General features: G+C 63.7%; 16 protein-coding genes and 1 tRNA gene. 10 read left to right on the forward strand and 7 right to left on the reverse strand.

The annotated features are described in order from the left end of the window. Positions 1-927: 927 nt before the first annotated feature. From AC3A3W_RS18155 to AC3A3W_RS18180, 6 genes are all read left to right on the forward strand, one after another. Positions 928-1686 (forward strand): prolipoprotein diacylglyceryl transferase, encoded by a 759-nt coding sequence (locus AC3A3W_RS18155; protein ID WP_487444365.1) that lies wholly within the window; start codon positions 928-930, stop codon positions 1684-1686. After that, a complete protein-coding gene (locus AC3A3W_RS18160; RefSeq protein WP_487444366.1) occupies positions 1683-2036 on the forward strand; it encodes a hypothetical protein in 354 nt (117 codons plus the stop codon). Before AC3A3W_RS18155 ends, AC3A3W_RS18160 begins: the two co-directional genes overlap by 4 nt. 180 nt (positions 2037-2216) lie before the next feature. After that, a complete protein-coding gene (locus tag AC3A3W_RS18165; RefSeq protein ID WP_487444367.1) occupies positions 2217-2579 on the forward strand; it encodes a hypothetical protein in 363 nt (120 codons plus the stop codon). Continuing rightward, on the forward strand, positions 2576-4180 hold the full coding sequence (locus AC3A3W_RS18170) for a radical SAM protein (RefSeq protein WP_487444368.1): 1605 nt from the start codon (positions 2576-2578) through the stop codon (positions 4178-4180). The genes AC3A3W_RS18165 and AC3A3W_RS18170 overlap by 4 nt, the downstream gene beginning before the upstream one ends. A gap of 20 nt (positions 4181-4200) precedes the next feature. Beyond that, complete coding sequence (locus AC3A3W_RS18175; RefSeq protein ID WP_487444369.1) at positions 4201-4575, forward strand: hypothetical protein; 375 nt, start codon at positions 4201-4203, stop codon at positions 4573-4575. A gap of 111 nt (positions 4576-4686) precedes the next feature. After that, positions 4687-5397: a hypothetical protein gene (locus tag AC3A3W_RS18180; protein ID WP_487444370.1), complete on the forward strand. Its 711-nt coding sequence runs from the start codon at positions 4687-4689 to the stop codon at positions 5395-5397. Positions 5398-5465: 68 nt separating this feature from the next. Here AC3A3W_RS18180 and AC3A3W_RS18185 read toward each other — a convergent pair whose 3' ends face one another. The 6 genes from AC3A3W_RS18185 to AC3A3W_RS18210 form a co-directional block, all read right to left on the reverse strand. Beyond that, complete coding sequence (locus AC3A3W_RS18185) at positions 5466-5843, reverse strand: hypothetical protein (RefSeq protein WP_487444371.1); 378 nt, start codon at positions 5841-5843, stop codon at positions 5466-5468. Positions 5844-6094: 251 nt separating this feature from the next. Beyond that, positions 6095-6652, reverse strand: coding sequence for an NADPH-dependent FMN reductase (locus AC3A3W_RS18190; RefSeq protein WP_487444372.1), 558 nt, complete (start codon positions 6650-6652; stop codon positions 6095-6097). A gap of 114 nt (positions 6653-6766) precedes the next feature. After that, positions 6767-7087, reverse strand: coding sequence for a hypothetical protein (locus AC3A3W_RS18195; RefSeq protein ID WP_487444373.1), 321 nt, complete (start codon positions 7085-7087; stop codon positions 6767-6769). 176 nt (positions 7088-7263) lie between these two features. Next, positions 7264-9318, reverse strand: a complete 2055-nt coding sequence (ftsH, locus tag AC3A3W_RS18200) for an ATP-dependent zinc metalloprotease FtsH (protein ID WP_487444374.1) — start codon at positions 9316-9318, stop codon at positions 7264-7266. 76 nt (positions 9319-9394) lie between these two features. Continuing rightward, on the reverse strand, positions 9395-9718 hold the full coding sequence (locus tag AC3A3W_RS18205; RefSeq protein ID WP_487444375.1) for a hypothetical protein: 324 nt from the start codon (positions 9716-9718) through the stop codon (positions 9395-9397). A 264-nt stretch (positions 9719-9982) separates the two neighbouring features. Further along, positions 9983-10408, reverse strand: coding sequence for an Hsp20/alpha crystallin family protein (locus AC3A3W_RS18210; RefSeq protein ID WP_487444376.1), 426 nt, complete (start codon positions 10406-10408; stop codon positions 9983-9985). Between the two features lie 215 nt (positions 10409-10623). On the opposite strand from AC3A3W_RS18210, the gene AC3A3W_RS18215 reads away from it, so the two are divergent. Both AC3A3W_RS18215 and AC3A3W_RS18220 read left to right on the forward strand, forming a co-directional pair. Continuing rightward, positions 10624-10696, forward strand: a tRNA-Lys gene (locus AC3A3W_RS18215). Positions 10697-10760: 64 nt separating this feature from the next. Continuing rightward, positions 10761-11009 (forward strand): hypothetical protein, encoded by a 249-nt coding sequence (locus AC3A3W_RS18220; RefSeq protein WP_487444377.1) that lies wholly within the window; start codon positions 10761-10763, stop codon positions 11007-11009. Positions 11010-11342: 333 nt separating this feature from the next. Here AC3A3W_RS18220 and AC3A3W_RS18225 read toward each other — a convergent pair whose 3' ends face one another. Continuing rightward, positions 11343-11693, reverse strand: coding sequence for a MerR family transcriptional regulator (locus AC3A3W_RS18225; RefSeq protein ID WP_487444378.1), 351 nt, complete (start codon positions 11691-11693; stop codon positions 11343-11345). A 137-nt stretch (positions 11694-11830) separates the two neighbouring features. Here AC3A3W_RS18225 and AC3A3W_RS18230 point away from each other — a divergent pair, with 137 nt between their 5' ends. Continuing rightward, a complete protein-coding gene (locus AC3A3W_RS18230; protein WP_487444379.1) occupies positions 11831-12253 on the forward strand; it encodes an Hsp20/alpha crystallin family protein in 423 nt (140 codons plus the stop codon). A 126-nt stretch (positions 12254-12379) separates the two neighbouring features. After that, on the forward strand, positions 12380-12790 hold the full coding sequence (locus tag AC3A3W_RS18235; RefSeq protein ID WP_487444380.1) for a J domain-containing protein: 411 nt from the start codon (positions 12380-12382) through the stop codon (positions 12788-12790). Positions 12791-12950: the final 160 nt, after the last annotated feature.

A 12950-nucleotide genomic window follows, 5' to 3' on the forward strand; every position in this document is an offset into this window, starting at 1 on the left:
GGTGTGCACAATGTGCACACCCTGGGCTTCGGATTCGGTTGTACCGGCATCGGACTGGGCCGGATTGGCTATGTCTTCAGGGGAGGGACGGTTTTTCAAGGCTTGGCGCCCGGTTCGAGTCCCACCTCGGGACAGTGTTTCCTCAGGTCAGGTGCTTTTTAGCCTCTGAGTGTGCACATTCTGTTCACTTGTTGACCCCTTCGGGGGCCTTTTTCACTGGTGGCCGGTGGTGTGGCCGGCGGCCTCCTTGCCTTCCTGGATCGACGGGTTGTTGTTCGTTACCAGTTCATGGGCGTTCATTGATCGACTCACATGACTTGGGAAGAATTTGGTGCGAGATTCTTTGTTGCATCGTTAGGTGTTCACCTGGTTCCTCCTTGGCGGCTGTTGGTTGCTGTTCTGCTTCTTCATGATGGGTGCGGGGGAGGGCGACATGACTTGGGCCTAAACGGTAGTGAATCGGCGTCCCCGGGCGCCCACAGGCTGTCCGATAGCGCCCGACGGCGAGGCAAATGTTGGCCTACGTTGTAGCGCATGATGCTCATCCGTCCTTCGTCCATGGATCGAGGGTTTTCCGTCGATAGCTGTTCATGATTGCCGTCGGAGTGAACTACAGGACGCTGCGGATTTGTGCCGCGATGTCCGGAAGTGAGGTACTGCTGCCAGGCTGGTCTTTCATATCTTTCATTGCGAACCTGTTGAATGACTGCATGACGGAGTGATGAGCGGCCGTAGGCGCCCTTAGCGGATAAGCGCCTATGCGTCAGGCTATGGTGCGGCTCTGTCCGTACGGGCAAACATGTGTGGAGCAGGGGCAACGCCCGGGATAGATTCTTTTCCGTTGCACAGCGCCGGCGTCATCGTCCCGCCGGGCGGAATCTACTGAGGGCGCCAACTGCTGGGTATTGTCACTGCTACACTCTGCTCATGATCGGGCTTCCCTTCGCGGGAGACGGGCTGGTGCACGCCGGCCTGTTGGGGCTGGGGATCCTCGCAGCCCTGCTGTTCTACGCCTTTGAGAAGCGCCGGCGGGGCCTGTCCGACCCGCGGTTGTGGCCCATTGCCGGTTTCGCTATCGCCTTCGGGGCTATTGGTTCACGGGTCCTTACATGGGATTTTTCCCGGCAGGTCTCCTTGGCGGAGTGGTGGGGCAACGGTGACCGCAGCATCCTGGCGGGCCTTGTGGGCGCGTGGCTCGGCGTCCATCTGGGTAAACGGCTGACAGGTTACCGCGCATCCACCGGAGATTTGGTGGCGCCTGCGGTCGCCTTGGCGCTGGTCATCGGGCGGGTGGGCTGTCTCCTTACGGAGCTGCCCGGCACTCCGACGGGTGGAGCGTGGGGGATAGCGCTCACGCCCGGGCAGGCTGCGATGTTGGGCGGACCTCCCGGGGTGGGACTGCACCCTTCCTTTGCCTATGAAATCGTGTTCCATGTGGCCGCGTTCGCGCTTATGTGGCGTTATCGGGACCGACTGCCGCGTCCTGGCGACCTCTTCATCTGCTTCGTGACTTCCTATGCCGTGTTCCGGTTCGTAGTGGAGTTTGTTCGCGGCAACGAGGTGCTCTGGCTGGGGATGAGCCGTCCCCAATGGTTTCTCCTGATGATTCTCCCGCTTCTGTTCTGGCGGATGCTGCGGGTCTTCGGGAAACCACTCCGCCCGAAGGTGGAAGGAACAGTGGCATGAGAGAAGACAACCTACCGCCCCGGGAAGAGGAGGAGCCCCCTGAACCAGGGCTCGGCCCCATGGGGTTCGGAATCCTGTTGGGGACTACTGCCCTTTATGCCCTCTATCTCTTGGGGCCGGGTGCTTTCGGTCGTCTGCAGGCCGAGGCTGGTTCAGGACCGGCTTCCGCGCGTTTCCTGACCGGGCCGTCCGCTTTCATTCCCATCGCCGGCTATCTGGCGATAGCGATTGTGCTGGCGGTCTGGCCACCCACATCCCGGTGGGGTGCGGGACTGCTGATTGGCCTGGGAATCTTCATCCTGCTCGGCGGCGGGGTCTGCGTCGGAGCCCTCGCGCAGATGGGGGCCTGAGATGAATTCCTCACCGTTCTCTTCCCGGCAGGTGCTGCCCGGCCGGGGCCAGCCGCTGCGCGGGGACCGCATTCCGGTTCGGCGTCGAATTCGTTCGCGGCAACGAAGTGCTCTGGCTGCGGATGAGGCGTCCCCAGTGGTTCCTGCTGCACCCCGCCCCACATTGGAAGGAAGAGTGGCATGAGCGATGACAACCCCGAAGAAGCCTGGAGCCCAGTGCCACCGCCCCGGGAAGAGGAGCCGCCCCCCGAACCAAGACGTGGTTCCATGGTGCTCGGAATCCTGCTCGGAGCTGTTGCCCTTTATGCCCTGTATTTCGGGACAACAGCTGGTATCGCTCCGGATGAAGGCTACAAGACCTTCCTCGCCGGGCCTGGAGCGTTCATACCAATTGGCGCGTATCTGGCGATTGCCGGTGCCCTGGCAATCTGGCCACGCACCTCCCGATGGGGTGCAGGGCTGTTGATTGGCCTGGGGATCTTCATCCTGCTCGGCGGCGGGATCTGCGTCATGGCCCTCTCTCAGATGAGTAGCCGGATATGAATCCGTCACCGTTCTCTTCCGGGCAGTCGCTGCCCGGCCCCGGCCAGCCGCTCCGCGGGGACCGCATTCACCGGTACGTCACAGCCTTCTGTCCCCACTGCCACGAGACAAATCCCCCGCTCGCGCAGGTCCGGCGCCTCTCCGGCGCGCTGCTGATCCGCGATGACCGGGTCTGGCTCGAACGCGGCTGCCCGGACCACGGACTCGTTAGGACGTTATACGACGAGTCCCCCGAGATCTTGCGCTACCTGGAGAAGTGGCAGGCGCCGACCAAGCAACATGTCCCGGACCAGGCCGGCAATTACCGCCAGGTACCGGAGGCTTACGCGTATGGGCTGCCCGCCATGCAGACGCAGCACACGTGCATCCTCCTGCAGGACATCATCGAGCACTGCAATCTGCGCTGCCCCACCTGCTTCACGGCCTCCGGCCCCCAGCTTCAGGGAGTGGCGCCCCTCAGCGAGGTGCTCGCGAATATCGACACCCGGCTTGCCCGCGAAAACGGGCGGCTGGACGTGCTGATGCTCTCCGGCGGCGAGCCCACGCTATATCCCCACTTGGCTGAACTTCTGGATGAGCTCGTCATCCGGCCAATCGTCCGGATCATGGTGAACAGCAACGGCATGCTGATCGCCACCGACGACGAACTCCTCGCACTGCTGGCCAGGCACCGGGACCGCGTGGAGGTGTACCTCCAATACGATGGCCCGTCCAAAGAAGCATCCATCCACCATCGAGGGGGAGACCTGACCCGCTTCAAAGACATGGCCATCGCGCGTCTGTCCGAGGCAGGTGTTTTCACCACCCTGACAATGACAGCGACACTCGGCGTCAACGACGGCGAGGTCGGCGCCGTCGTCATGAGGGCCTTGGAGACCCCGTTCGTGGGTGGGGTTGCGCTTCAGCCGGTATTCGGTTCAGGGCGCGGCCACGGCATCGACCCCACGGACAGGCTCACCCACACGGGCGTGCTGGAACGGCTCGCGGAGCAAACAGGAGGAGTGATCTCATGGCACGACCTGACAGCACTCCCGTGCTCACATCCGCATTGCGCATCCGTGGGCTACATGCTGAAGGACGACTCGGGGGTCTGGCGTTCGCTGACAGCCCTCATCGGGCACGATCAGCTGCTCGCGTGGCTGGAACTCAATCCCGACAGCATTGCCAACCGCATCGCCGATAGCGCGATCCCGCTAGAGCTGCGCACCCTGATGAAGTCCTCCCTGCTGGACCTGCTGAGCGAGCAGTCCTCGCTGTCCCACCCGCGGACAATGGATCTTTGGAAAAACATCTGCACCCAGTGCGACCTCGGCATCGGCACACTCACCACACTGGCTGCCGGCAAGCTTCCAGGGCAGCAGCAGCGGCTGCGCCGGCTCCTCGGAGAACGGATCACCCGCATCATGGTCAAGCCCTTCATGGATATCTCCACCATGATCGAGGAACGGCTCATCCAATGCTGCGTCCACGTGGGCACAAAGAGCGACGCCGGCGATCACCAATGCGCTCCGTTCTGCGCTGTCCAGGCATGGCCGGCCCTGGCCAGGCAACGAATGAGCACAGCCACGGGCCGGGAGCTCCTCCCAGTCCGCCAGGTCTGAGTCAGGGATAAGGAGGAATGATGAGTTCCGCTTCCGATGCCCGGCGCATTGCCGCCGGGCCCTTGCCGTCGCAGCTGGTGCGCGCCAGGCACGCAACCCGGCGCGGACACAGGCCTGACCCCGACGCCGATCCGCAGTCACGGCAGACCTTCGACCCGCTGCGGCTCTGCATCTTCGCGACCATTGCCCTGCTCGGCTGGGCAGCCGGTCCGGTGGCACTGGCCGTGTTCGCCGCGATCGGATTCGCAGGCTACTGGAAAGCGCGACGGCGGGGACTGACCAAATCGAAATGCTACCTCCGCGATACGAGGCTGGTCCTGGCGTACCTGGGCATCCTGCTTGCAGCCGGGTTGTGGGGGATCTACTCAATGGCAGCTCAGCTCTTCAGCTCTTAGACGCCTCAGGATATGGCGATGGGCCTACTCTCCGGGGGTGAAAGTTCCTGCGACCGGCACGCTGCGGTCCATTGGGTGCATGCTCAAGCGGGTCTACAATGAGCCATGCCCGTGACCGGCCGAGCCGTCGCTGCCGCGGTGCTGCTCGTCATTGGGGCAGGACTGGCCCTGCTGGCTGTGCTGGTCCACTACGAATTCATGCGCATATACGGCGATGTCAGCGGTACTGCGTTGGAGGGGCTCACGTGGGGGTTGACGGCCGGGCCCACGGGATTGGCGCTCGGTCTGGTCGCGGTCGTTACCCTGATCGGATTCATGCTCTCGACACGCCGGTGGATGCGGCTGACGGCCGTTGCCATCCCGGTCCTTATGCTGATCGGGATGTTCGCTGTCACCCCCTCGGCGCTGGCGCAGAAGATGGAGAAACAATTTGTTTCCGCTCCGCAATGCGTGATCGAGGGCACGGAGGAGCCCATGGCCAGCGCAGATCGTGAGTCCCAGCAGGCGTTCGATTCCATTAGTCACATCGGCCATTTCAGGGGTGGCGGTATAAGTGGTGTCGGAGGCTGTACCCGCTGGTTTGTTCTCTCAGGAGACGCCGATGTGTTGCAGCACTATCGGGCAGCACTGCCAGCGGCGGGCTGGAAAGTGGTCGAGGATGACGGACGCCACCTGCGGGCCCAGCGTGATGGCATGGCGTTCGAGGCGATGCCCTGCCCTGGAGGCGGTGTTGTTTGGGCCGGAAGAAGCGAGGAAGACCGCGCCTTCGGGCAGGGAACGGTCATGCCGGCGGGTTCAGACATTTGCGCGGCACACCACTGAAAACGACAACCAACTGAAGCAGCTCCGCATGACATTGGCGGGCCCAGGGGGAGGGCCTGGCCCCAAACCTAGCGGACTTCTGACAGCGCCCGAATGGCCGTCTGATCCAATATGCAGCCGAGGGCCCCTCCAATTGATAAGGACGGGCCCTCTGCTGTTGACCGCCATGCGAAGCACCCCCGGAGGCTATCCGTCGTGCCTGTGCCGATACACCCAACGTCGGAAGGAGCGATGTTGATCGAATCGTCTGGGCTGAAAACACCCATCGAGAACGACGCGTATCCGATCCGGGGGTCTTTCAGGATGTTGGTGAGAGCTTCCTTTGCGACGCTCTTCAGCTCGTCCTCATCGTAGCTGTTGGCACTGATTTTCATTGTGATGAGCGTCCCCGAGGTGTTGGCGTTGACGTCGGGGTCGACCTCAGCGACGCCGGGAATAGATTCCACGTTCTCTTCCAGGGCCCGCTCAATCGTGGCTTTTTCTCCCCGTAGCCGCAGACCGACAGGGAGAATCCGGTGGCAATGAGCGATCTACCCGGAAAGCCTTTGGAATCGCCCGCAGGGCTGTTCTAAAACCGGGTGTTGATGGCCACCGCTTTTAGGGTGACGACGCGGGCTGTCCACAGCTGGGGCAATCCGGGTTTATCCGGCTCATCGAGCGTCAGGGCAAGAAAGCTTGGCAGCCGCAGGCAGGCAATTTATGTGCGGAGGGACTTGAGCGCCGTTGCCCAGGAAATGAGCTGGTCCAGCAGCGGCTCCAGGGCGTCTTCTGCGGCCTGGCTTGGAGTGAAGCTCGTGAAGTTTTCGAAGTCGGTGGCGAAGGAGAGCGCCACCTGGGCGCGGACGTCGGCCATCTGCAGCTCACCGGCGATCAGGCGCAGGTTTTCGGCGGCGCGGACGCCGCCGGCGCTTCCGTAGGAGACGAAGCCGGCGGCCTTGTTGTTCCATTCCGCATAAAGGAAATCCAATGCGTTCTTCAGGACGCCGGGCACGGAGTGGTTGTATTCGGCCGTGACAAAAATGAACCCATCGAATCGGGAGACAGCCCTCGCCCAGGCCTCGGTGTGCTCGTGCTGGTAGTTGCCCAGCGACGGCGGCATGGGCTCATCCAGCAGCGGCAGGCTGTAGTCGGCCAGGTCAAGCATTTCAAATTCGGCACCTCCCCGAGAGGTTGCCCTGGCCATAACCCAGTCTGCCACCTGCCTGCTTCGGCGCCCCGGCCGGGTACTGCCGACCACCACGGCGATCTTCACCACACGAACCACTCCTCCCGGTAACGGGTTTACCCCAAGATGTCCTGGTTCCAGACCCTGCCAACCTCTGCCCGGCCTGCAACCCAGCCGGCGGGCATCGGCGTCATGTCGCCGAGGTCATTTTTCAAGAACGCTGTCGATAAGGTCTTTGAGGATTTCCCAGAAGTCCCTGGCCCGGAAAGAGGTAACCGGTCCTCGTCCCTGGGCTTTCCGGACAGCGTTGGCGATGGCGATGGCTTCCGTAAAGAGTTCGGCGGTGACGGCCGGGACCCGTTCGGGTTCGAGGGCGAGGATGTGTTCGACCATGGCCCGGGAATGCTTCTCTGTCTCCCCGCCCTGATCCCGGCTCAGACGGCTGGGCTCCAGGCGGCTCCTTGCCGTGGTGAGTCCCCGGTCCACGTGGGGGGCAAAACCGTCGTCCATGTACTGGATTGTCATGGTTCTCTCCTCAAATCTAGTTCCATTTCGGGAATCGTCCCGATGCAATTTCCCTAAGGATCTATATCTGCTGGCACAGATTTAATAGCACTGGCATCAGAATGGTGACAAGGGATTCATCGGAGGGCCGGTGTAAGTTCAGGAGCCTGGCATTCATTCCTCCTGGGGCCTGGACCTCAGGATTGTCTTGCTGCAGCACCGACGCCAGATCCTTGCCTACCAGGCCCCCTGGCCGGCAGACCCGCATCCGGCATTTGCCGGCGCGGTTCCGCTCCGTCGGGGGTTCCGGTCCGTTCGATGCCCGCGGCAGCGTAGATCTCCTGTTCGTCCAGTGTCTCCGCTTCCAGTAGCCGTTCCGCCAGAGAGTCCAGCCGCCACCGGTGGTCCTGCAAAAGGGTGCGCGCGCGCTGGTAACACTCACCCACCAAGGCTCTGACTTCATCGGCCACGGCGTCCAGCATGCCCTCGGAGACGCCGGCGGTGCGTGGATCGCCATCTTCCGGGAGAACCTGGACGGGGCCGATGCGGGCGGACATACCCCAGCGTCCCACCATCATGCGGGCTAGATGCGTGCTGGTTTGAAGATCGCTTTCAGCGCCGGTGGTGACGACACCGAAGACGAGTTCCTCGGCGGCCATCCCGCCGAGGGCACCGACGATTCTGCCCTTGAGGTAGTTCTCGTCGTAGCCGTACCTGTCCGTGTCAGGAGTCGCCAGGGTCACCCCCAGGGACCGGCCCCGGGGGATGATGGAAATCTTCCGTACCGGGTCCGCCCCCTCCTCCAGCATGCCCAGCAGGGCATGCCCGGATTCGTGGAAGGCCGTCCGCCTGCGTTCCTCCGCAGGCATGACGACGTTGCGCACGGTGCCAAGCTGCACTTTCTCGAGCGCATCGAGCAGGTCCCGGTGACTGACGGACGAATGCGCGCGTTTGACCGCGAGCAAGGCCGCTTCATTGACCAAGTTAGCCAATTCGGCCCCTGTCATGCCAGGGGTGATCCGGCTCAGAGCGTCAAGGTCGGCGTCCTGCCCCAGACGGACGTTCCGGGAGTGGACCCGCAGGATTTGGGCCCGGCCTTTCTGGTCAGGGGCGTGGACGGTGATGGAGCGGTCAAAACGGCCTGGGCGCAGCAGGGCCGGGTCCAGGATGTCCGGCCTGTTGGTGGCGGCGAGGACGACGACGCCCTCGGAGGAGGAGAACCCGTCCATTTCGGTCAGAATCTGGTTCAGGGTTTGTTCCCGTTCATCGTGGCCGCCTACGGCAAGGGAACCGCTGCGTTTGCGGCCGATCGCGTCAATCTCGTCGATGAAGATGATTGACGGAGCCGCATCGCGGGCGGCCTGGAAGAGTTCACGGACCCTGCTGGCTCCGACCCCGACGATCATTTCGACGAATTCGGAGGAACTGGCGTGGAAAAACGGGACCCCGGCTTCTCCTGCGGTTGCCCGGGCCAGCAGGGTTTTGCCTGTTCCGGGCGGGCCGCTCAGCAGAACGCCCTTGGGCGGTTTTGCTCCAATCAACCGGTACTTGTCGGGTGCTTTCAGGTAGTCAACGACCTCGGAAATCTCGGCCTCGACTTCATCGATACCGGCCACGTCCTTGAAGGTCACCCGGATCTTCCCTGGGTCCACCGGCTGGAATTTCTTCCCTCCCCCCATGCCGAACAGCCCGGATTGCCGCTTGAGCAGCCACAGGTAGAACAGGACGAGCAGCGCAATAGGCGCTACGGACAGCAGCAGGTTGAGCAGCAGTCCCCGTTCCTGGATAGCAGGGGTGGCGCGCACTGCGACCTTATTTCGCTCCAGAACGCCGAGAAGGTCATCGGTGGCGAAGGCCGGCCGCTCGGTGGTGAATTGCCTGTAGTTCAGGGCAGATCCAGGCAGGGGCCGTTCCTGCCTCAGGCTTCCCTCGATCGTGTTTCCCCGGGCGAAGATTTCGGAGACGTTGTTGGACGCCACCTGTGCCTTGAATTCTGTGTATGGTACGGGCTGGGGACGGGCTGACTGATCCTGAACCGAGAGCGCGGCAAAGACAGCAACGTATAGCAGGGTGGCCCACAGTGCCCACTTCTGCCAGGCTCCCCAGCCCCTGGAACCCTTTGGGGAGCGGGCGCCGCTATCGCCACCCGGCAGACCCTCCGTCCGCCAGGGAACTGCACCCGCACCGGCCCCGCTACCCGGCCGGCCATCAGCTTCGGTCTTTTGATCAACAACCGGGGAATGATCCGGCATAGCCCTGCACACCTCCACTTCTTCTGTTTGGAAAGGAACTTTTGCTAGCATTGCCGCCAACGGAGGGGCTTGACCGTCACTGGACCCTCCGGGCGAACCATGGTTTGGTCCTGGTCCTGGTCCTGGTGCGGCGGTCGGACGTGGCCGGTGGCAGTTCCGCGGCCTGTTCGTCGGTCAGGGCGCAACGGATCTGCGTGGTTGTCATCCGCTCGATCGAGTCCCGGGGCACGAACCTCGGGCCCGCGCCGGTGGCGACGACGATGCCGTGGAAAATGTCCGCTCTGTCATCCAGGACCCGGTCCAGCGTTCCAAACGCCCGTCCGGACCGGGAGATAACCGGCGTCCCCCTCGCCAGGGCTGTGTAGGCAACCGGCCGGCCCTCATCATTCACCGCTGTCACCCCCTTCCTGGAACATCGGTCGGCAGTCGTGAAGCCGGAAATGGCTGGGTCAACAGGGGCGGCGATCCCTGTGGTCCCCGGCCGCCTGGGGCCGGGGCCAATGGAACGGTCCCCGGCCGCTCGCGCGACCGGGGACCGCCGGTTTAGGACAGCCCGTGCGCTGCCGCTGCATGTGCGCTACAAGGCGCGGTGGCGTTGCATTGCTGAATGCCTACCGCCCGAGGAGGCAGCGTTAGCGTGTAACGGGCGTCCCGTTCCGGTCTGTTAAGCCGCGTTGATCTGGGGCTGCTGGCCTCCCTTGGTCTCGATTTCGATCTTCCGCGGTGTGGCCTGGGCGGCCACGGGGATGCGCAGGGTCAGAACGCCGGCGTCATAGCCTGCCTTGATGTTCTCTGTCTCCATGGCGTCCCCGAGGATGAGTTGGCGGCTGAAGACCCCCCGCGGGCGTTCTGCTGCCACCATCTCGGTGCCTTCCCCGACCGGGTCCTTCCGTTCGGCACGGACGGTCAGGACGTTCCTGTCAACGCCCAAGTCAATGGAATCGACCTCGACTCCGGGCAGGTCGAGCACGATGACGTATTCATCACCTTCCCGCCAGGCGTCCATCGGCATGGCGGCGGGATGGGCCACGGTGCCCAGCACCTGTTCGGCGAGGCGGTCCAGCTGACGGAATGGATCGAGCATCAACATGACATACCTCCTTTGATCATCTTCGACCCGGATCTTCATCCGCTGACATAGATTTAAATAGCACCGGCCGCCGCCCTGTGCAAGAGTTTTCGGGGGTTTTTATGCCCAAAAAATCTTGCGTCTGCGGCGTGGAAGTGCTACTAGATCTATGGTGGTTGATATAGATACCGATGAGGAGACGGAGAGAAGGCGACGGATATTGCTCAGGGCGCCGGGCACCCGTAGCTCAGCCGGAAGAGCAGGGGACTTTTAATCCTCGGGTCGTGGGTTCGATCCCCACCGGGTGCACGCCTGAACAGCGCGCCGGACTCCCAGTCCGGTGTCGATCCAGATGAAAGGGCGGTGATACGAGATGAATCCGGAGCTCCAGAGGCTGAGGGCGCTGGCTGCGGTCATAGCAACCGCCGAAGCCACGCTGGACGTGGCATGCCGGACCCTTCGGGAGTCCGCCACGGCATTGCTGCGCACCGGAGATGCCACCCTTGCCGAGGTCAGTGAGGCCACCGGCCTGAACCAGGGTGAACTGCTGGAGCTACTCAGCCGGAACCTTCCCGGACGGGAACCGTCCTGGAAGCAACCCGGGATCGCAGGACTCTCCTAGAGACATACGTTCAGCTCCCCGGGCCAATGCCAGACCCATGAGATGGCCGCCTGCGCGGTGCGCGAGCATGGAAGCCGCGGCCGCCAGGGACGAATCCCGGGACGGTGTCATCTATCCACTCGGGGTTCGAATCCTTGGCCGCTGAACGGAACGCTCCTGGACTGAACAGTGAGCCGGAATGCAGGGCGGGAGCCCTGCCGTCGCCGGTGGTTCGCTGACCTTCCCGCCCGGCGGTCCGGCCTGGGCGGGGCCCGGGCCGTTCGGGCGTTCGTGCTGGAGAAGCTTCGCCGGCGCCCGTCGGCTGTACGCCGGCCGTCCGTGCGCCTGCTTGCCTTACTCGCCGTCGCCGTCGCCGTCGCCGTCGCCGTCGCTGTTGTCGTTGTCCTTGTTCGGGCGGGACGTGCGGGCGCGCTTTAGCTGGCGCCGCAGCCGGGTGTTGTCCATCTCCAATTCCAGCACCTTGGCCACGCCCGCCAGGTTGAGCCCCTCATCGAGGAGCTCTGCGATGCGGCGCAGGACCGCGAGGTCGGATTCGCTGTATTGGCGGGTGCCGCCGTCGGTCCTTTCCGGGGTCAGCAGGCCCCGGCGCTCATAGAGCCGGATGTTCTGCTGGCCCGTTCCCAGCAGTTGCGCCACCACTGAAATGGCGTACAGCCGGCGCCCGCTGCGGCGTTGGTTTGCCATGAGTTTCCCGTCAATCTGCGTGGATATTCCTCTTGCACCAGTTTGTCACCAGTGCTATAAGAAATCTATATCCACTGTCACAGATACCTGGCGGTGGGTAACCAATGGAACCAAGATGCTGAAGGGAGTGGGAAGAAATGCTAATCCGTACTGACCCGTTCCGTGAGCTGGACCGGCTCACCCAGCAGGTCTTCGGAACAGCAGCCCGCCCGGCGGCCATGCCGATGGACGCATGGCAGGAAGACGGGGAGTTCGTCGTGGCGTTTGACCTGCCCGGGATCTCGCCCGACGCCGTGGACCTGAACGTTGAACGGAACGTCCTTACTGTCCGGGCGGAGCGACGGGACGCCACCCAGCCCAACGTGGAGCTGGTGGTTTCGGAGCGGCCGCGCGGCGTCTTCAGCCGCCAGCTCATCCTGGGCGACACCCTGGACACCGAGAACATCAAGGCCAGCTACGACGTCGGCGTGCTGACGTTGCGTATCCCTGTGGCGGAACAGGCTAAGCCGCGGAAGATCGAGATCGAAAGCAAAGGCCAGCAGCAACAGATCGAAACGTAGCCCTTCGATGCACGCGACGGGGCGGCATCCGGAATCCCGCAGACGCGGGGCCGGAGGCCCGCCCCGGGCTGCTGCCACTGCAACCTCAGCTATGAGCACAATACTGCAGCAGCAACAGGCTTCATGATGAGCAGACCTGTCCCGGACCACTACGCGGTCCTGCACGTTTCCTGTGACGCAACGCCACGGGAAATTGCGCGCGCCTACCGCGCCCTGATGCGCCGGCACCACCCCGACGTTGCCACGGGTGAAGCCGTACCGGCGGAACTTGAGCGCATCATGCAGGCGTTCTCCGTGCTCCGGGACCCCCAGCGCCGCCGCGCCTACGACCGCGTAGCCGCCCGCGCCAGGAAATCTGTTCCACCGGCCTGGGAGTCCGGGCCTCAGGAACATTCGGAAGGGGACGCTCGGGAGGCGCGCCCACGGGCAGAAAGGCGGAATGGCCGTCCGCAGGTCATCCAGGTCCGGGTGGTCCGGCGCCGGGAACCGCCATTTCGCGCCAGTCCGGTCAGGTGGGAGAGCGGGCCGTGGGCGTAACCGCACATGCACCAGACCCCAGAGGAGAACCACCACGATGAGCGAGTGGCGCCGCTACGACTCACGCCTGGTCCCGGCCTTCCACGAGCGGTTCGAGCAGCGCTGGGCCAAGGGCGCAGCACCGTTCCTGGACCCCGAGGCCCACGAGGAGCCACTGCCC

The organism is Arthrobacter sp. Soil_N43, assembly GCF_057655195.1.